The following is an 18,397-nucleotide window of genomic DNA, read 5'->3' on the forward strand; positions in this document are numbered from 1 at the left end:
TCAGCCTTTCATGTGCAGCTGGAATAACAATGAATGTTGTTCAGCTCGCAATGACATGTAGCTCGTAGTGAAATACAGCTCGCAACGAATACAACTCGTAATGAAACACAGCTCACAACGACATTTAAGTCGCAAGTATCCAATTAGGAAGGATGAGGAGAGATCTTTTGAGAAGATTATTGGTCAGGCTAGGGTGGCTTTTGAATAGTTTTGTTGTGGCTTTAGTATCGCCATTGGTGCATGCGACGAGTGATTACAACATGACACAAGGCGTCACTGAGATCAGCGGTAAGGTGTATGAACTTCATATGTTGATCTTCTACATCTGTTGCGCGATCGCTTTCTTTGTTTTTGGTGTGATGTTTTATTCGATTCTGAGACACCGAAAGTCGAAGGGCGCGGTTGCTGCTCATTTTCACGAAAGTACCAAAGTCGAAATTCTTTGGACCATCATCCCTATTATCATCCTCATCGCTATGGCCATACCAGCCACCAAGACCTTGATCGCGATGGAAGACACCTCTCAATCAGAACTCACCGTTAAAATTACTGGGTCACAATGGAAATGGCATTACAGCTATTTTGGTGAAGACGTCGAGTTTTTCAGCCTTTTAGCGACCAGTGATAAAGAAATCGAAGGGATTGAAGTGAAAGGTGCGCATTACTTACTAGAAGTTGATAAGCCATTAGTACTGCCTATCAATCGTAAAGTCCGCTTTTTGATGACTTCCGATGATGTTATTCACTCATGGTGGGTGCCTGCTTTCGCGGTTAAGAAAGATACCATTCCCGGTTTCATCAATGAGGCGTGGACAAAGATCGATGAGCCTGGCGTTTACCGAGGTCAGTGTGCTGAATTGTGTGGTCGTGCTCATGGCTTCATGCCGATTGTGGTACGTGCCATGGAAGAAGACGATTTTGACGCATGGTTAGCGGAGCAGAAAGAATTGGCGATAGCCGCACAACAAGCGGCGCAAGATGCACTAGATGCGTCACTTTCCTTAGAAGAATTGAATGCCATCGGTGAAGAAGTTTACAAAACCCGTTGCGCCGTTTGTCATCAAGTCAACGGAGAGGGTATTCCCGGCGCATTTCCTGCCATTAAAGGAAGCCCTATAGCACTTGGTGATTTGGGTGTTCATATCGATACCATTGTTTATGGTCGCGGAGGCACCGCAATGCAGGCATTTGATAATCAATTAACTGAGAAAGAGATTGCTGCGGTAGTGACTTATCAAAGAAATGCTTGGGGTAATGACACTGGCGATGTGGTTCAGGCTTCAGATGTGAACGCTTATAAGGCGAAGCAAGAAGGTGGGTCTGACAACGAACAAAGTGAAACGAACAGTGAACAAGGCTCAACGGATGGAACGCAAGGCTTAATGGATGAAGCACAAAACGATGCTAAGGAGCAGTTATGAGTTCGCCAATCAATAAGCCGGTGAAATCGGCTCCCGCAGAAGATCAAGCACTGAGTCATTCAGCTGAAGGTTCATTGGACAGCCATGATTTACCTCATGATGATCACGACTCACATGCTGCTCCCAAAGGTTGGGCGCGTTGGCTTTACTCAACCAACCACAAAGACATAGGTACACTTTACCTTTGGTTTAGCTTTGCCATGTTCTTAACAGGCGGTGCCATGGCGATGGTGATCCGTGCGGAGTTATTCCAACCGGGGTTACAGCTCGTTGAGCCAGACTTCTTTAATCAGATGACTACCGTTCACGGTTTAATAATGGTGTTTGGTGCCGTGATGCCTGCATTCACAGGTTTGGCTAACTGGATGATCCCAATGATGATTGGCGCTCCAGACATGGCGCTGCCGAGAATGAACAATCTCAGTTTCTGGATTCTACCTTTTGCTTTTCTAATCTTAATTGGTTCTTTGTTTACTGAGGGAGGCGGCCCGAGCTTTGGTTGGACATTTTATGCGCCGCTCTCGACAACTTATGGTCCAGATAGTACGGCGCTGTTTGTATTTTCTGTCCATATTATGGGGATCAGTTCGATCATGGGGGCGATCAACGTTATCGTAACCATAGTGAACATGCGCGCGCCGGGAATGACTTGGTTCAAGCTACCGATGTTCGTATGGACTTGGTTGATTACCGCTTTCTTATTGATAGCCGTGATGCCCGTGCTCGCGGGAGCCGTAACCATGGTACTGACGGATAAGTACTTTGGGACGAGCTTTTTTGATGCTGCGGGAGGCGGGGATCCGGTGATGTTCCAGCATATATTCTGGTTCTTTGGACACCCTGAAGTATACATCATGATTTTACCGTCTTTTGGTATTGTCTCTGCGATAATCCCGGCATTCAGTGGCAAGCGTTTATTTGGTTATCACTCGATGGTGTACGCAACATGCAGTATCGCACTGCTGTCATTCTTAGTGTGGGCGCACCACATGTTCACTACCGGTATGCCAGTATTTGCCGAGCTTTTCTTCATGTATTGCACCATGTTGATCGCCGTGCCTACGGGAGTGAAGGTGTTTAACTGGGTGGCGACGATGTGGCGGGGTGCTTTGACCTTTGAAACACCAATGCTGTTTGCTATTGCCTTTATCGTTCTATTCACGATTGGTGGGCTATCTGGATTGATGCTCGCTATCGTACCTGCCGATTTCCAATACCACGATACCTACTTTGTTGTGGCTCACTTCCACTATGTTCTGGTGACAGGTGCTGTGTTCTCAATTATGGCCGCCGCCTATTATTGGTTACCGAAATGGACAGGGCATATGTACGACCACAAGCTCAGTCTGTGGCATTTCTGGACATCGGTAGTATCGGTCAATGTGTTGTTTTTCCCAATGCACTTTTTAGGGTTAGCCGGAATGCCGCGTCGTATACCGGATTATGCGATTCAGTTTGCTGATGTTAACCAAGTCGTGTCGATAGGTGGCTTTGCCTTTGGTTTGTCTCAGTTGATCTTCTTATGGTTAGTTATCAAGTGTGTGAGAGGCGGGGAGACTGCGCCAAGCAAGCCTTGGGACCGAGCTGAAGGTCTAGAGTGGACAGTTCCTAGCCCTGCCCCTCACCACACCTTTACTCATCCACCTAAAGTTGATTAAAGGGAAGAGCCATGAGTGATAAACAAAGCGACCTAAATCAAGAGAAGCAGCAGCCAAAGCATCCGTCTAAGAAGCGATCGACTAAGAAGTTGACAGGTTATTTAGTATTGAGTGTGGTTGTGATGTTTGGTTTCGGCTTTGCTTTGGTGCCGCTCTACGATGTGATGTGTGATGCTTTGGGGATTAATGGCAAGACTAATAGCGTTTCTGTGGTTCAACCTCAAGGAATGCAGCCTGACTACTCTCGTACTGTTCGAGTGGAGTTCATGTCGCACATTAAGCCAGATATGCCTTGGAAATTTTCGCCTGAAGTTCGTGTTTTAGAGGTTCATCCCGGTGAGGTGGTTCAAACTAACTACATTGCCAAAAATCTTTCTGGATCCTCATTGGTTGGCCAAGCTGTACCATCGGTTTCTCCAGGTATGGGGGCAACTTACTTCAATAAGATGGAATGCTTTTGCTTTAATCAGCAGCCATTGGACGGACACAAAACCGCTGAAATGGGGTTGATATTTTACATTGAGCCCGATATTCCAGAATCGATACATACGCTTACGCTCTCTTACACGTTGTTTAACATCACGAGTCAGGTGAGTGGAGAGGCAAGTAAGCCTGAAGTGAGTACATCAACATCGAGCACACTAAAATCTGGCTCACCAAAAGCGAGCGCACTCGCAAGTAACTAGGGATTTACAGAACCAGTATCAACATAAGGAGTTGAGCGATGAGTTCTAAAAAGGAAGTTTATTTCGTTCCACATCAAAGCCACTGGCCATTGGTGGGTGCCGTTGCATTGTTTTTGGTCGCGGTTGGGGCCGGTTTAACGGTGCAAAACATGGGTACCGATGCGGCTGGTGGTGTGTTTGGAAAAGCAGTGCTGTTAGTTGGGTTTTGTGTGTTGCTTTACATGCTCGCAGGTTGGTTTAGCAATGTGATCACCGAATCGCTAAGCGGCCTCTATTCTGAGCAGATATCTCGTTCGTTTCGACAAGGTATGAGCTGGTTCATCTTCTCTGAAATTATGTTTTTCGGTGCTTTCTTTGGCGCACTTTTTTATGCTCGTATGATTTCTGTGCCTTGGATTGGTGGCGCAGGTAACAATGCAATGACTCACGAAGTGCTGTGGCCGATGTTTCAGTCGATATGGCCGCTGACCATCACTCCAGATGGTGTGACGACGCAAGCAATGCCTTGGCAAGGTATTCCGCTAAAGAACACCATTATCCTACTGCTTTCCTCTGTGACGCTGCACATGGCACATATCAGTCTTGAACAAAATAAGCGTATGGCTTTGATCGTGTGGTTAGAGATAACCATTGTTCTGGCTGGCTTCTTCCTGTTCTTCCAAGTTGAAGAGTACCTTCACGCTTATCAAGAGATGGGGCTGACGCTTCAATCCGGCATCTACGGCAATACCTTCTTCTTACTGACCGGATTCCATGGTTTGCATGTGTGTTTAGGAACGATTTTTTTGATTGTGTTACTGGCGAGAGTTGCGAAGGACCACTTCACTCCGAAAGACCACTTTGCGTTCCAAGCGGGCAGTTGGTATTGGCACTTTGTCGATGTGGTTTGGTTAGGTCTGTTTGTGTTTGTTTATGTGCTCTAACGAAATATATCGGTCTAGCTGTTAGGTTTGTATGGGCTTAATAAGGGCGAGGGTTGGGAGTTATCATTCCTGAACCTAACGCCAGTAATAACAGTAGCACGACAACGGCTGACCACATGACTCGACGACCCAAGAAGTGACTCAGTCTTTTGCCATTGTGTTTACCTGAGGCGATTTGGATTAGCCCTTTCATCAGGTTGAAAGCGATAAAAAACAGCAAAGCGACCAATACAATTTTAAACAACAACACAAAGGTAGATGACGCCATAGTGATAACTCCAAACCGATTGATTGATGATGAACACAAGTTCCGCAGTAAAGGTTTTTGGATAGCGGTTGTTTTAACTGTGGTTTCAGTCGGCATTTTAATCAAGTTGGGTTTGTGGCAGTTAGACAGAGGTAACGAGAAACTACGTTATGAACAGCAGCTATCAGAAAGAGCGCAGCAATCACCTAGGTCATTGGATGGGGTTATCTCTGAATTGCAGAACTCGCGTACACAAGCGCAAGATTTATCTGAACAGCAGTCTTTAAATGGTTTGAAGGTTGACGTGACATTGGAAACATCAAGTGGTTTGGTGATCTTGTTAGACAACCAGATTAACCAAGGAGCGGTGGGGTATGTGATTTACATGTTGGGGGAAGTTCAAGGCCAAGGAAAGCAGTTCTTGCACAAACATCAACTACTGATAGACCTTGGGTTTGTTGTGGCAAGCCGTGACAGAAGAGAGCTTCCACAGCTAGGAAATATCACATTACCAATCAATATGTCAGGGCGTTTGTACACTCGTTCGGTGAACCCTCTAAGTCATGAGTTGGCTTTAGAAAACACAACGCCTAAAAGAATTCAAAACATCAACATCACAGCGTTATCAGAGTATACAGGGCAAGAAGTGCTGCCCTTTGTCTTCCAACCGCAAAGCTTAGAATCGTGGCCTTATGAGTTGTTGTGGCGACCAACGGCTATGAGATCTGAAAAGCACTTCGGTTACTCATTTCAATGGTTTGTAATGGCAGCGGTACTTTTGTTTTTGATGTTGTTAATTGGCTATCGGTACCTAAAAGCGACACCTATCACGGAGAACAACGATGGATAAATCTCAAGCACAAGTGAACAGGGAAAGTACCGATGCAAACATGGTTGAGTTTAAAAAGCGTCGCACTAAGGGGCGTTTAGTATTAATCGGATTGGTTCTAATTTTTGCTCTGCCAGCGATTATCGCCAAAACCGTATTGGAACAGAGCTGGTATACGTCAGGAGTAACCAACTCAGGAGAATTGATTGAACCAAGGGTCACGCTGAAAGATTTTGGCGTAACGGTACCCATGGCTGGAGAGGGTTGGTTAGTAGGTTATATCGCCCCTACAGAGTGCGAAAGCTTGTGTGAACAACAGCTTCATTATTTGAATCAAAGCTACTTAGCGTTAGGGAAAAACAAAGAAAGAGTGACCGCTGTTGTTTTCGTCTCAGAAGGTAACTCGTTGTCGGGGGCGCTCAACAAGCCTGATTTGTCGTTTTTAGCTGGTGGTGATCAATTAAGTACTGAGTTTGCGCCTGCTTCAATCGTCATTATCGATCCTCTTGGGCAACTGGTGATGGAATATAAGAGCGTTTCGGACTCTTCGGAGTTAGTCAGCCAATCGAAAGGCATGATTCATGATTTACGAAAACTACTCAAGCTGTCGAGAGTGGGGTAATGGCGAGTAATCATTAGGTGTTGATGGTTCGTATAGGGAGATAAGCGATGCAAAAAGGAGCTCCAAAGTTACTCATGTTTATTATGAGAGTGACTATCTTGCTAACTCTGACTGTTATTGTGCTCGGTGCTTACACGCGTTTGTCTGATGCTGGTCTTGGTTGTCCAGATTGGCCGGGATGTTATGGCAAGATCACCGTGCCTTCCGATGCATTAGCGGTGAATGAAGCGAATCTACAATTTCCAGAACGAGTGCTTGAAGCTGAAAAAGCCTGGATCGAGATGGTACATCGCTACTTTGCAGGATCGTTAGGAATTCTTATCTTCGTGGTCGTTACTTGGTGTATCCAGAAAAACATTTCACCGATGGGCCTTCCCCTAGTTATCTCCGCAACTGTGATCTTTCAAGCTTTGCTTGGAATGTGGACGGTGACTCTCAAGTTGATGCCCGTTGTCGTTATGGCGCATTTGATGGGTGGTTTTACGTTGCTGTCCCTTCTTTGCTTGCTCTATTGCCGTTTATCCAATATTCAGAGCCGTTTTAGTGGACCTGTTTATCCGTCAAAACTTAAAGCTTGGGCGCTGCTTGGGTTGATAGTGGTCGTTGGGCAGATCTTGTTAGGTGGGTGGACGTCATCCAACTATGCCGCTCTTGTGTGTACGCAATTACCCATTTGTGAAGGGAACTGGACAAGTTATCTCGATTTCAAAAATGCTTTCGATTTTGCTCAACACGGACATGATAATTATGAGTTTGGTGTGTTGGAGTATCCAGCAAGACTTACCATACATGTCATGCATCGTTTTGGCGCTATTGTTGCCACATTAACTGTGTTGATGATTGTGTATCAACTTTGGAAGTTGGGTAAAGCACCTCAACAGAAGCTGAGTATCATTGTTGCGATGGTGTTGTTTGCTCAAGTCAGTTTGGGGATTAGCAATGTCTTGTTCCACCTGCCGATATCCGTTGCGGTTTTGCATAACCTAATGGCGGCAATGTTGCTTGTGAGTATGGTTGTGACTAACTTTGTGGTGTGGCAGTACAAACCAAGCGAGTGTTTGGCTAAGAACAATGTATTACAAGGAGGTAATCATGGTCAGTAGAACGTCGACACAAAATAGAGTGATGGTTCAAGGTGGAGCATCAAGCAATGAAAGTGCGACCAATCATAGAATTTCTTCAGGAAACGAAGTGGTTTCAACAAGTGATTTGGTCTCGAAAAGTAAAGCAACTTGGAAGGTTTATTTAACGCTGACTAAACCCAAGGTAGTGGCTTTGATGCTGCTGACGGCATTGGTTGGTATGTGTTTAGCGGTACCCAATGGATTGCCCTTACAACAAACTCTGTTCGGAATGATTGGGATAGGGCTGATGGCCGGTTCGGCAGCTGCTTTTAATCATTTGATCGATAAAAAGATCGATGGGCAAATGACTCGCACTAATCGACGACCTTTACCGTCGGGTGAACTGAGTAGTGTGCGTGTGTTCAGTTTTGCGTCTGGTATTGGCTTACTTGGTTTTGTCACGCTAGTGGTGTGGGTCAATCAACTCACAGCTTGGTTAACTTTCGCGAGCTTATTAGGTTACGCGGTGATTTATACCATGTATTTGAAACGAGCGACGCCGCAAAACATCGTGATAGCCGGAATTGCTGGCGCTATGCCACCCTTATTAGGCTGGACGGCCGTAACCAATGAACTGCATTCAAACGCTTGGTTGTTGGTGATGATCATCTTTATCTGGACGCCTCCTCACTTCTGGGCATTGGCAATTCATCGTCGTGATGAATACGCTAAGGTGAACATTCCGATGTTACCTGTGACCCATGGTATTGCTTACACTAAAACATCGATTCTGCTCTATACCTTGCTGCTAAGCATCGTATGTATATTGCCAGTGTTGGTCGGCATGAGTAGCTGGATATATTTGAGCGCTTCTTTGGTGCTAAACGGCGGGTTTGTTTATCACGCTTGGGTACTTAAATATCGTGACGAGCCTAATATTGCGATGAAGACCTTTAAGTTCTCCATTTATCATCTCATGATCTTGTTTGTTGCTCTGTTGGCGGATCACTATCTACTTTGATAACTGATGCTTCAGCTGTTACAGAATAAGAAAACGGATGCGCTAGGCATCCGTTTTTGTTTTGCTGATTACTAGAGCGTACCTACTAGAAAGTAAGTAACTGGCTAGTAATTAGTCCACTTTGTTCCAAGCATCTTGCCAGTGTGAACCAACACCTGGTTCGTACTGAGTTGCTGTTGGAGCCCATTGAACACAGTAACCAGAGTATGGGAACTCTTTACACTGATAAACGCCGCCGTCGCTGCTCAGTACCTTAGTACCTGCTGTGTAAGACTCAATGCTTTCTGGGAACACGAAGTCGTAGTCGCCTGTTGGTGGCGGTGTTTGCTCGTCCATTAGATGGAAATCAAGCGTGTTCTGATCTACTAGGTTACCTTGGTCATCTTTCGTCACGACCACAAGCATGTGGTGGCCTGGTTCCGACTTAGATAGAGTGAGTTGAACATCTTCAACTTGTCCATCTGATAACTCAGATTTCTGAGATGCAAGTGCTTCACGGTGATGGTTGTAAACGGTCAGTTCTGCTTGAATATCGCCAGTTGCTGCTAATGTAAGATCAAGCTGTGTAGGTTGGTTTTCATCAATAACATACTCAGACTCTAGGCCTGTGACTTCTAACTCATGATCTGGCTCTGGAGTATCAATCTTGTAACCGATCTCTACGCTCTTAAAGCCTGAACCTGATTTTAGATAAACAGGGTTCGTGCCGTACACTGGCGCGAAATCGTTTTGATCGTTTAACTGGCCCGCTTTGATTTGCGTTTGCTCTTGATTGATCTTAGAAGCAAGCGCGTAAGACCAGTTGTTTGCTTTACCTTGCTCGTTGCTCTCAATCACTAGCTCTGTACTGTATGAAGCGTTCTCACCAGATTGGTCGAATACGCGAGTGTAAACAGCGTCACCTACATTCAGGTTTTGCGTTGGGTTGATTTGACCGCCTTGATCCCAATCAGGAATGATAGGGCCGTCGCCATCAAACTTCACATCGATAACATTGTAGAAAGCCGCAGCAGTGTCACCTACATCCCATACCGCAAGGATCACTTGATAACCTTCACGCTCTGGTACATTACACAAGTGGCTGACTTGCATCGGTGGTTGTTCCATATTGCCTTCAACGACGCAGAATGGCGTTAAATCAAAAGAACTGCGTGCCAAAGGTTGGTTTGGGTTCCAATCTGGTTGAGTAATGTAATATTTCCAATCACGGGTTTTGTGGTTCGCTGTGAACGTCCACTCAAAGTACTGAGATCCAGATTTGATAGGGCGCTTAACCCAGCGGTCTGCGGTTTGCTCGTCTAGCGCTGCCGCTAAAGAAGATTGTGCACTAGCGATTTTTCCATCGGCAGGGCCGCTTTCAGGAAAGCCCTCAGGGCCTTCTACACTTTGTGGTTCATATTGAATACCACCACAGCCTGTGTTTTTTTGTTGTGTATCACTCGCTGGGAATTTACACAACGCGACACGGCTTTCTGCTACGCCATTATCGTATGCCGAGACATAACCGTGACCGAAGCTTGCTCCACTGACACTAAGTAGCGATAGCGCGATGAGCGATTTTTTTGGGAGTTGTTTCATTATTTGTCCTTACTGTATTTGGCCGACAAAAAAGAGAACACTCCGGCATGCATTTACACTTAAATTCTATTAAGTGGCGGCCCCGCTATCATAGACAGAATATATGTCGACAGACCGGTGGCTTTGCGTCCTATTCTTTCAAATAGTTTGCCAGAAGTGAGTTTGAGCAAACGAAATGTAGCCAACAGCTTTTATAAATGCGACACAATAGATTTAAATGTGGAATGCTAATCTCGAACTTATAATTCTTAATACAAATTAACTTGCCATATGTGTTCCTAGGTAACATATAAACAATTGATATAAATAAAGAAAGTAATTGCTCTAATTGTTTCTGTGAATGATTAATGGTTATTATTCTTTGTTCCGTTCACCGATTGAGCGCATATCAAAACCAAACCTTTGGTTTCCACTAACCGAACGCTGACATGCTGTGTATGAAAAGCCGGACAATTGATTGGTACGAATTATATAAAGGAGTCGGTATGGAATTTACAGAGCAAGACAGAGATGCGTTGTATCAAACGTGGATGTCACAAAAGTCGCGAATGCGAATTACGCAGATGGAGTTTTCGAAGAAGCTAGGCATGAACCAGGTTGATTTCTCAAGAGTGCTAAGAGGGGAGACAGCATTGACTATGTCTTTCATTAGCCACTTTTGTCGCTTACTTCACTTAGAACCTAGGAATGTGTTTCCTTCGCTTAAAGAAGGTAACAAGTCAGGGCCTAAAGTCGTTTATTTGAAAAGTAGAATGAGTGTTGATGGTGAAATTCAAAATGCTTACATCGAAGGAAATCAAGTAATCGTAGAGTATGCACACACCGTTCAGCATGATTAATTTTAGATCCAGCTTTGATTTTTAACTCCTTTTCTACAATCCTTTCACTTAGGGTATGGCATACTTGGTTGAAATATTGAATTTAATCTAAGTGCGCTATGAAACCTTTAAAATTTCTCTTGTTTGTCGCAACCTGCATTTTCATGTTTGGTTGTGCCGGCGGCCCGATTAAAACCGCAACCAAATTTACTACTTATGAAGATTTTCGACCTGGACCTGGACCTGGTGGCGGTGTCGATTTAGTGTGGGCAAGAGTTGGGCTACGTGACGAACAACGTTTGAAATCCAAGTTGGATGACTATGACTCTGTGGTGATCGACCAAATCTTTGTTCTTGCAGAAGAAGGGACGTTGAATCAAGAAGAGATTCAAGAGCTCACTGACCATATGATTACCCGTTTGGAAGAGAAAATATCGCCTCACAAAACGATTGTTGATGGGCCTACGGGTAAAACGTTACGTTTAAGCATTGCCTTGAGCAACGTTGAAACACCAAATCCTATCCTAGCCGTAACCAGTAGTGTTCTACCATTCGGTCTTGCTATATCGACCATATCTAAGGTGGCAACTGGTGAGCACACCAATGTGGGTAGCGCTAGTGTCGAACTATTGGTAAGCGATGCTCAAGAGGGTACGCCATTATTTGCTGCCATCGACCGTGAAGCGGGTAATAAAGATTTTTCGACGATGATTGATTCGTTGGACGACGCCAAAGACGCGATCAACTATTGGGTTGAACGTTTAGGTGATACTCTACAGAACATCGACGATGCATAGAAAGAGCACGTAATGCTAGAGAAAGAGAACCTGATTAAACTTGCTAGAATGCAGATGCCATTTGGCAAATACGCTGGTCGCACATTGATCGACTTGCCTGAAGAATATTTGCTGTGGTTTGATAAAAAGGGATTCCCTAGCGGTGAGCTAGGCGACTTATTAAAACTGTGCCTTGCGTTGAAAATCGAAGGGCTTGATAGTGTCGTCAAACCTTTGAAAAGAATGTAATTTAATTGAAGCTCACGCTAATAACGTGAGCTTTTTTATTTTAGATTATCATTAGATATTACGTGTATAGTGGGATTTGAAAAACAATGGACCTTATCCCGAGATAAATTGCGCAATCGATAGCGTGTAAATAATGTTATACGGGGTGTTTTAAATATAAAACACAAAAAAAATTGCGTTTTTTTTGAATTAGTGATTGAAACTAGAGTTTTTACTAGTTAAGTTACAGGGAACAAGAAGATAAGTGCTGATGGAAAGTTACGTGAGATAACCTACATTCAGCTCAAGGATAGAAAATAGGAAGAAGTAAGCGATGTTTCAGACTGATGATGTAAGAATTAACAAAGTAAAAGAGTTATTACCACCTGTTGCTGTTTTAGAAAAGTTTCCAGCGACAGAAATTGCTTCTTCTACAACCTTTGAAAGCCGTAAAGCGATTCATAATATTTTAGAAGATAGCGACGACCGCTTACTTGTTATCGTAGGCCCATGTTCTATTCATGACACAGAAGCTGCACTTGAATATGGCAAACGCTTGAAAGTGTTACGTGATGAACTAGGCGACAAACTTGAAATCGTAATGCGTGTTTATTTTGAAAAACCACGTACAACTGTTGGTTGGAAAGGTCTGATTAACGACCCATACATGGATGATACGTTCAAGCTAAACGATGGTCTTCGTCTAGGACGTAAGCTACTGCTTGACCTAACTGATATGGGAATGCCGACGGCAAGTGAATTCCTAGATATGATCACGCCTCAATACGTTGCTGACCTAATTAGCTGGGGTGCAATTGGCGCACGTACGACTGAATCTCAGGTTCACCGTGAACTTGCTTCAGGTATATCTTGCCCTGTAGGCTTTAAGAATGGTACTGATGGCAACATTAAGATCGCAACCGACGCGATTCGTTCAGCGAGTGCTTCTCACCACTTTTTGTCTGTAACTAAGTACGGTCACTCCGCTATCATTGAAACTGCAGGTAACCCTGATTGCCATATCATCCTACGTGGTGGTAAAGAGCCAAACTACAGTGCAGAGCATGTAAGCAAGATTAAGGAAGAACTAAAAGCTTCAGGTCTTCCAGAGAAGGTGATGATTGATTTCAGCCATGCGAATAGCTCTAAGCAGTTTAAACGCCAAATTAACGTATCTGATGACGTAAGTGCACAGATTTCAGGTGGTGATAAAGCTATTTTTGGTGTGATGATTGAATCTCACCTTGTTGAAGGTCGCCAAGACTTGGTTGACGGCAAAGCAGCGACATACGGTCAGTCTATTACCGATGCTTGTATTGGTTGGGAAGATACTGAAACAGTACTTCGCCAACTGGCAGGTGCTGTTGAAGCTCGTCGCAACAAGTAAACTAATTACAGTCAGCGACTAAGCGACTGAAAATTCAAAGCCCTTATTAGCAATCGCTAGTAAGGGCTTTTTTGTGGCTCTTAGTTGAAAATTAGTTAAAAACTGGAAGTGCTTTGTATTCTTAAATGAAAAAAGACAGTAGCTCGTCGACTTTAAGCGACAACAAAGCTTTATCTTGCTTGGTTTCGACGTTGAGGCGTATCAACGGCTCTGTATTGGACTTTCTTAAGTTGAAGCGCCATGTCCCCATATTCATGCTGAGCCCGTCTGTGTGATCGATCTCAACAGCATTATCTTGATAGTGCGACAACACATAAGCCATGACTTGTTCTGAGTCTGAAACTCTGCGATTTATCTCTCCGGAAGAAGGGAATCTATCCATACTTGCGCTGGTCAATTGGTGAAGAGATTGTTGGGTTTTCGACATCAGTTCTATCACTAAGAGCCAAGGAATCATTCCTGAATCGCAGTATCCAAAATCACGAAAATAATGGTGCGCACTCGTTTCACCACCGTACACAGCGTTTAATTCTCGCATCTTCTCTTTGATGAGCGCATGCCCAGCTTTGACTGCAACAGCCTTCCCATCAAGCTTATTGGCGACTTCAATCGTGTTCCATGTCATACGCATATCGTGCAACACTGTGGCGTTAGGCTCTTTTAACAAAAATGCTTCAGCGAGCAACCCGACAATATAGTAACCCTCAATGTAATTGCCATTTTCGTCAAAGAAAAAACAACGGTCAAAATCACCATCCCACGCAATGCCAAGGTCGGCAGAATGCTCTAAGACTGCATCTCGAGTCGCTATTTGGTTGTTTTTGATCAATGGGTTGGGAATGCCATTAGGGAATTTCCCGTCAGGAGTATGGTGAACCTTGATGAAGGTGATAGGGGCACTGAGTTCGTTAAATTTCTTCTCTAAAGCATCAATGACATGTCCTGCAACGCCGTTTCCTGCGTTAACCACAATCTTCATGGGTGAAAGTTTAGACGGTGTTATGTAGGAGAGTAGGTGGTCTACATAGGGAGCGAGAATACTGGTCGATATGCCTGAGTTATTTGATTGAACATGAACGATCGGTAAATCGGTGTTCAGCTCTTGATTCAGTACTTTAATGCTTCGTTTGACTTTATCTAAACCACTGTTTTTACTGATGGGGCTAGCATCAGCACCGACCAATTTCATTCCGTTGTAATTGATTGGGTTATGGCTGGCTGTGATTTGTATTCCGCCAATCGCTTTTAGGTGACGAGTCGCAAAGTAGACTTCTTCAGTGCCAGTCATACCTAGGTCTATGACGGCTATCCCAGACTCGATTAAGCCTTTGGTCATGGCTTCTTGTAATGAAAGGGACGTTTCTCGGTTATCACGACCAATCACCACTTGAGCCAAGCGATCTAATGAAGTTTCAGGTGTCGTGGATAGGGCGTACTCGCCAAATGCCTTTCCGAGCAGATAGGCGAACTGCTCGTTAATTTGAGAGCCAATAATGCCGCGAATATCGTTGTTCTTAAAGCAGCTAAGATCTAATGTTGGTTTCATTTGATTGTCGCCGCTTCTATTTCGATTTTTTGTTCCGAGACGAAGAAGCTTGTTCGCTTCGAACGTCTCGCCCATAGCTGTCTTGATATCGAATGATATCGTCTTCACTTAAATGGCTGCCGGTTTGAACTTCAATCATTTCAAGAGGTGTCTCGCCAGGGTTCTCTAGGCTGTGGATGTGACCTAAAGGGATGTAAGTCGATTGATCTTCTTCGACGAGATAGGTTTTCTCATCGTTGGTCACTTTCGCAGTGCCAGCTACTACTACCCAATGTTCCGCTCTATGATTATGCATCTGTAGTGAAAGCTGATGACCCGCTTTTACGGTGATACGCTTAACTTTGTCTCGCTTTCCTAAATCAATTACATCGTATTTACCCCAAGGTCTAAATACCTCACGATGATGAATATGCTCCGTTCGACCTGCTTGACTTAGTTGACTAACAATCGATTTAACACCCTGAACCTTGTCTTTATCTGCGACTAATATGGCGTCTTTGGTCTCGACAATAATCAGGTTATCGACACCAACAGTAGCAACTAGCTTGTTTTCAGCATGAATGTAGTTGTGTTGAGAGTCGACAGTCAACACGTCACCTTCAATAACGTTATTGTGCTCGTCTTTGTCGCTTACATCCCATATAGCAGACCATGAGCCAATATCATTCCAACCGACATCCATTGGGATCACAGCTGCGTGCGAGGTCTTTTCCATCACGGCATAATCGATAGAATTGCTTGGGCTGCTTTTGAATGCTTCAGCGTCGATACGGATAAAATCTAGGTCGACATTTTGCTTTGCAAGAGCGAGTTTACAAGCGGCCAAGATCTTTGGGTGATGTTCGGCTAGCTCTTCAAGATAGCGTGATGCCTTGAACATAAACATGCCGCTGTTCCATAGGTACTGTTCTGAGCGGATGTATGCTTCTGCGGTTGCTTTATCGGGCTTTTCTACGAAGCATTCAATGGCGTAAGCATGATGAATTATCTCCCCCATAGCATCGGTCTTTGCTAGTAAAGTTGAGGATAGAGGTTGCCCCTGTTTGATGTAACCATAGCCAGTCTCTGGAGCATTTGGGGTTATGCCGAATGTGACCAGTTTACCTTGTTTGGCGTAATCTAGACCACGACTCACGGCTTGTTGAAACTCCGACGTTTTGGCTATGTGATGATCGGCAGCTAGTACCAGCAAGATTGGGTCATGATTTTCTTCTGAGCTATCTGTGGCTGTGCTTAACGCTTGCAAGGCTGCGAGTGCAATAGCGGGCGCAGTATTTCTGCCTACAGGCTCCAATAGAATGCCACTGTGTTGAAGCTCTGCATATCGAACTTGTTCAGCTGCGATAAAACGATGTTCTTCATTGCAGATGATGAAAGGAGCACCGCAATTGATATCAACGACAAAGTTTTCTAAACCATCAAGGCGCTGCAGTGTTTGCTGCAACATTGAATGCTTGCCAGCAATACTTAGAAATTGTTTAGGGTAAAGTTCTCGAGACAATGGCCAGAGGCGGCTACCAGAGCCGCCAGCTAAGATGACAGGTAAAATCATAAGGTGGTAATCGGTTGTATAGGGTTACTACCACCATATTACCACGCCTCACGCTTATTTCTTATCGACCTTAACTATCGATGAGCTTCAGGATGTGAATTGATGACATATTGAGACTGGCTGACTTCCTGAGAGTCTATTTTGAGGGTCTGAGTTGGGAACGCGATGTCTGCATTGTGTTTATGAATAATCTCCAGAACCTGTAACAGAACGTCTTGCTTCACTTTGTGGTACCTGATCCAGTTGACCGTTTTTGTGAAGGTATAGATAAAGAAGTTCAGCGTTGAAGGTCCAAATTTATCAAAGTTAACGATCAGCGTCTGTTTGGCATCAATATCAGGGTGGGTCTCGAGCATGGTTCTGACTTCATCAACAATGAGCGCTAATTTGTCTGCATCTTGATAACGAAGACCAAAGGTTTCATTGATTCTGCGATTTAGCATTCTGGATGGGTTCTCCACCACAATACTACTGAACACAGAATTTGGAACGTACAAAGGGCGCTTATCAAAGGTGCGAATGATCGTCATGCGCCAGCCAATGCGTTCTACGGTTCCTTCAATTTGACGATCGGGAGAGCGTATCCAATCACCGACTTTAAAAGGTCGGTCGAAGTAAATCATCATGCCGCCAAAGAAATTAGACAACAGATCTTTAGCCGCCAAACCGACAATTAAACCACCGACACCACCAAAGGTGAGTAAGCCAGATAAGCTGAGCCCAAACGCCTGCATGATCGTTAGGCCACCCATAACCATGAAGAACAGTCGAGCAACCTTTGCGATAGCTTGAACTGTGGTTTCATCTCTGGTTTTTTGTTCTAAAACATAGGCCTCTGAGTTAGTAATCATTCTCAGAGTAAACCAAACAAATGTACATATAATTAATATGTGTTTAAGCGTTTTTAACCAGTTGATTTCATTGCCAAATTGGTCTTGAAGTATCAGGCCGATAGATACCATGCCTGGCCAGCACCAGATCAGGGTGCTCACTGGTGTTTTTAGGGCATCTAGAATTAGGTCATCCCAGTGGAACGGGGTCTTCTGAACCAGTATTTCTAAGCGATTATGGACAATTCGCCAAATCACCCAAGCAAAGAAACTTGCAATGGTGATAAACAAGACGCTATTTCCCCAGCTATTGTGGCTCTGGGTGATGTAAGTTTGAACTTGGTTTATGAATTCATTCATAGTGTGTACTGCCGCAGAAATTATGTGTTCGAAATTAGCAGAAATCACTTTTGTTCTCTACCTTTATAAATCAAGCGATTAGCTGACAATCGTATCTATCTATGGATATATAGTCGTTTTTTTGTATGAAGACAATTTAGTTATTTGTTTTCGACGTTACGTAGCTTTGCAAGTGGAGCAATGAATGAGTGACAAACAGTTTGCCGTTATTGGGTTAGGGCGATTTGGCCTTTCTGTGTGTAAAGAGCTTCAAGATTCAGGAGCTCAAGTTCTTGCTGTTGATATCGACGAAGATAAAGTGAAAGAGGCTGCTGCTTTTGTGTCGCAAGCGATTGTTGCCAATTGTACCAGTGAAGAAACGGTGGTTGAGCTTAGGTTAGACGATTATGACATGGTCATGGTGTCAATTGGAGCTGATGTTAACGCCAGCATCCTGGCTACATTGGTCGTCAAAGAGGCCGGGGCTAAAACGGTTTGGGTAAAGGCCAATGATAAATTTCACGGTAAAATCCTTTCGAAAATAGGTGCTGATCATATCATCATGCCGGAACGAGATATGGGAATACGTGTCGCTCGAAAAATGCTAGATAAACGCGTCCTGGAATTCATAGATCTCGGTAGCGACCTAGCGATGACAGAAATCGTAATAGGACATAAATTCTTAGGAAAACGACTCTGCGATTTAAACCTGTGTAAAGAAGCGGATGTACAAGTCTTGGGCTTTAAGCGCGGTCCTAACCTAACCAAAGCACCGTCGTTGGATATCAGTTTGGAGATAGGTGATGTCGTTATTATTGCAGGACCGAAAACTCTCTTGGCTCATAAACTCAAAAACTTATCGTAAGGTGAGT

18 protein-coding genes and 1 riboswitch are annotated in these 18,397 nt (G+C 44.2%); of the genes, 13 read left to right on the top strand and 5 right to left on the bottom strand.

From position 1 onward, the window contains the following. Nucleotides 1-167: 167 nt before the first annotated feature. From coxB to OCV36_RS18240, 4 genes are read left to right on the top strand one after another with little or no spacing between them, the layout of a single operon-like run. Complete coding sequence (coxB, locus tag OCV36_RS18225; protein WP_135457480.1) at nt 168-1,421, top strand: cytochrome c oxidase subunit II; 1,254 nt, start codon at nt 168-170, stop codon at nt 1,419-1,421. After that, nucleotides 1,418-3,079: a cytochrome c oxidase subunit I gene (gene ctaD, locus OCV36_RS18230; protein ID WP_017075835.1), complete on the top strand. Its 1,662-nt coding sequence runs from the start codon at nt 1,418-1,420 to the stop codon at nt 3,077-3,079. The genes coxB and ctaD overlap by 4 nt, the downstream gene beginning before the upstream one ends. Before the next feature lie 11 nt (nt 3,080-3,090). Beyond that, complete coding sequence (locus OCV36_RS18235) at nt 3,091-3,765, top strand: cytochrome c oxidase assembly protein (protein WP_135457482.1); 675 nt, start codon at nt 3,091-3,093, stop codon at nt 3,763-3,765. 38 nt (nt 3,766-3,803) lie between these two features. Then, entirely contained in the window at nt 3,804-4,688 is an 885-nt protein-coding gene (locus OCV36_RS18240; protein ID WP_135457484.1) for a cytochrome c oxidase subunit 3, read from the top strand. 37 nt (nt 4,689-4,725) lie between these two features. On the opposite strand, the gene OCV36_RS18245 is transcribed toward OCV36_RS18240, so the two are convergent. Next, entirely contained in the window at nt 4,726-4,956 is a 231-nt protein-coding gene (locus OCV36_RS18245; RefSeq protein WP_029225153.1) for a DUF2909 family protein, read from the bottom strand. Here OCV36_RS18245 and OCV36_RS18250 point away from each other — a divergent pair. From OCV36_RS18250 to cyoE, 4 genes are read left to right on the top strand one after another with little or no spacing between them, the layout of a single operon-like run. After that, entirely contained in the window at nt 4,844-5,785 is a 942-nt protein-coding gene (locus tag OCV36_RS18250; RefSeq protein ID WP_135457486.1) for an SURF1 family protein, read from the top strand. The two genes, OCV36_RS18245 and OCV36_RS18250, sit on opposite strands and share 113 nt — an antisense overlap. Continuing rightward, on the top strand, nt 5,778-6,386 hold the full coding sequence (locus OCV36_RS18255; RefSeq protein ID WP_135457488.1) for a hypothetical protein: 609 nt from the start codon (nt 5,778-5,780) through the stop codon (nt 6,384-6,386). The genes OCV36_RS18250 and OCV36_RS18255 overlap by 8 nt, the downstream gene beginning before the upstream one ends. Before the next feature lie 47 nt (nt 6,387-6,433). Next, complete coding sequence (locus tag OCV36_RS18260) at nt 6,434-7,489, top strand: COX15/CtaA family protein (RefSeq protein ID WP_135457491.1); 1,056 nt, start codon at nt 6,434-6,436, stop codon at nt 7,487-7,489. Next, the gene (cyoE, locus tag OCV36_RS18265) at nt 7,479-8,471 is read left to right on the top strand and encodes a heme o synthase (RefSeq protein WP_135457493.1); all 993 of its coding nucleotides are present in this window, start codon (nt 7,479-7,481) and stop codon (nt 8,469-8,471) included. Before OCV36_RS18260 ends, cyoE begins: the two co-directional genes overlap by 11 nt. Before the next feature lie 111 nt (nt 8,472-8,582). Here the strand turns inward: cyoE and gbpA are convergent, their stop codons facing one another. After that, a complete protein-coding gene (gene gbpA / locus OCV36_RS18270; RefSeq protein ID WP_135457495.1) occupies nt 8,583-10,049 on the bottom strand; it encodes an N-acetylglucosamine-binding protein GbpA in 1,467 nt (488 codons plus the stop codon). Between the two features lie 72 nt (nt 10,050-10,121). Beyond that, a riboswitch (cyclic di-GMP riboswitch) is annotated at nt 10,122-10,211 on the bottom strand. Between the two features lie 323 nt (nt 10,212-10,534). Here gbpA and OCV36_RS18275 point away from each other — a divergent pair. From OCV36_RS18275 to aroG, 4 genes are all read left to right on the top strand, one after another. Next, nucleotides 10,535-10,888 carry an XRE family transcriptional regulator gene (locus tag OCV36_RS18275; protein ID WP_135457497.1) on the top strand — a complete coding sequence of 118 codons (354 nt, stop codon included), beginning with the start codon at nt 10,535-10,537 and terminating at the stop codon, nt 10,886-10,888. 98 nt (nt 10,889-10,986) lie between these two features. Then, nucleotides 10,987-11,664 (top strand): DUF3313 domain-containing protein, encoded by a 678-nt coding sequence (locus OCV36_RS18280; RefSeq protein ID WP_135457499.1) that lies wholly within the window; start codon nt 10,987-10,989, stop codon nt 11,662-11,664. 12 nt (nt 11,665-11,676) lie between these two features. Further along, entirely contained in the window at nt 11,677-11,892 is a 216-nt protein-coding gene (locus OCV36_RS18285; protein ID WP_004730103.1) for a DUF3820 family protein, read from the top strand. Nucleotides 11,893-12,205: 313 nt separating this feature from the next. Continuing rightward, on the top strand, nt 12,206-13,258 hold the full coding sequence (aroG, locus tag OCV36_RS18290; protein ID WP_135457501.1) for a 3-deoxy-7-phosphoheptulonate synthase AroG: 1,053 nt from the start codon (nt 12,206-12,208) through the stop codon (nt 13,256-13,258). Between the two features lie 121 nt (nt 13,259-13,379). Here aroG and OCV36_RS18295 read toward each other — a convergent pair whose 3' ends face one another. The 3 genes from OCV36_RS18295 to OCV36_RS18305 all read right to left on the bottom strand — a co-directional run bounded on the left by OCV36_RS18295 (nt 13,380) and on the right by OCV36_RS18305 (nt 17,546). After that, the gene (locus OCV36_RS18295) at nt 13,380-14,804 is read right to left on the bottom strand and encodes a phosphohexomutase domain-containing protein (protein ID WP_135457503.1); all 1,425 of its coding nucleotides are present in this window, start codon (nt 14,802-14,804) and stop codon (nt 13,380-13,382) included. A gap of 16 nt (nt 14,805-14,820) precedes the next feature. Next, complete coding sequence (locus tag OCV36_RS18300) at nt 14,821-16,356, bottom strand: mannose-1-phosphate guanylyltransferase/mannose-6-phosphate isomerase (protein ID WP_135457505.1); 1,536 nt, start codon at nt 16,354-16,356, stop codon at nt 14,821-14,823. 74 nt (nt 16,357-16,430) lie between these two features. Beyond that, the gene (locus OCV36_RS18305; RefSeq protein WP_135457507.1) at nt 16,431-17,546 is read right to left on the bottom strand and encodes a mechanosensitive ion channel family protein; all 1,116 of its coding nucleotides are present in this window, start codon (nt 17,544-17,546) and stop codon (nt 16,431-16,433) included. Between the two features lie 184 nt (nt 17,547-17,730). Between OCV36_RS18305 and OCV36_RS18310 the strand changes: the two genes are divergently transcribed. Continuing rightward, entirely contained in the window at nt 17,731-18,390 is a 660-nt protein-coding gene (locus tag OCV36_RS18310) for a potassium channel family protein (RefSeq protein ID WP_065205894.1), read from the top strand. Nucleotides 18,391-18,397: the final 7 nt, after the last annotated feature.

It is taken from the genome of Vibrio echinoideorum (assembly GCF_024347455.1).
GTDB classification, from domain to species: Bacteria; Pseudomonadota; Gammaproteobacteria; order Enterobacterales; family Vibrionaceae; genus Vibrio; species Vibrio echinoideorum.

Excerpts from the sequence above, each read along its gene's own strand:
- ctaD (WP_017075835.1), top strand. The coding sequence starts at position 1,418 with ATGAGTTCGCCAATCAATAAGCCGGTGAAATCGGCTCCCGCAGAAGAT.
- OCV36_RS18235 (WP_135457482.1), top strand. The coding sequence starts at position 3,091 with ATGAGTGATAAACAAAGCGACCTAAATCAAGAGAAGCAGCAGCCAAAG.
- OCV36_RS18240 (WP_135457484.1), top strand. The coding sequence starts at position 3,804 with ATGAGTTCTAAAAAGGAAGTTTATTTCGTTCCACATCAAAGCCACTGG.
- OCV36_RS18245 (WP_029225153.1), bottom strand. The coding sequence starts at position 4,956 with ATGGCGTCATCTACCTTTGTGTTGTTGTTTAAAATTGTATTGGTCGCT.
- OCV36_RS18255 (WP_135457488.1), top strand. The coding sequence starts at position 5,778 with ATGGATAAATCTCAAGCACAAGTGAACAGGGAAAGTACCGATGCAAAC.
- OCV36_RS18260 (WP_135457491.1), top strand. The coding sequence starts at position 6,434 with ATGCAAAAAGGAGCTCCAAAGTTACTCATGTTTATTATGAGAGTGACT.
- cyoE (WP_135457493.1), top strand. The coding sequence starts at position 7,479 with ATGGTCAGTAGAACGTCGACACAAAATAGAGTGATGGTTCAAGGTGGA.
- gbpA (WP_135457495.1), bottom strand. The coding sequence starts at position 10,049 with ATGAAACAACTCCCAAAAAAATCGCTCATCGCGCTATCGCTACTTAGT.
- OCV36_RS18275 (WP_135457497.1), top strand. The coding sequence starts at position 10,535 with ATGGAATTTACAGAGCAAGACAGAGATGCGTTGTATCAAACGTGGATG.
- OCV36_RS18280 (WP_135457499.1), top strand. The coding sequence starts at position 10,987 with ATGAAACCTTTAAAATTTCTCTTGTTTGTCGCAACCTGCATTTTCATG.
- OCV36_RS18285 (WP_004730103.1), top strand. The coding sequence starts at position 11,677 with ATGCTAGAGAAAGAGAACCTGATTAAACTTGCTAGAATGCAGATGCCA.
- aroG (WP_135457501.1), top strand. The coding sequence starts at position 12,206 with ATGTTTCAGACTGATGATGTAAGAATTAACAAAGTAAAAGAGTTATTA.
- OCV36_RS18295 (WP_135457503.1), bottom strand. The coding sequence starts at position 14,804 with ATGAAACCAACATTAGATCTTAGCTGCTTTAAGAACAACGATATTCGC.
- OCV36_RS18300 (WP_135457505.1), bottom strand. The coding sequence starts at position 16,356 with ATGATTTTACCTGTCATCTTAGCTGGCGGCTCTGGTAGCCGCCTCTGG.
- OCV36_RS18305 (WP_135457507.1), bottom strand. The coding sequence starts at position 17,546 with ATGAATGAATTCATAAACCAAGTTCAAACTTACATCACCCAGAGCCAC.
- OCV36_RS18310 (WP_065205894.1), top strand. The coding sequence starts at position 17,731 with ATGAGTGACAAACAGTTTGCCGTTATTGGGTTAGGGCGATTTGGCCTT.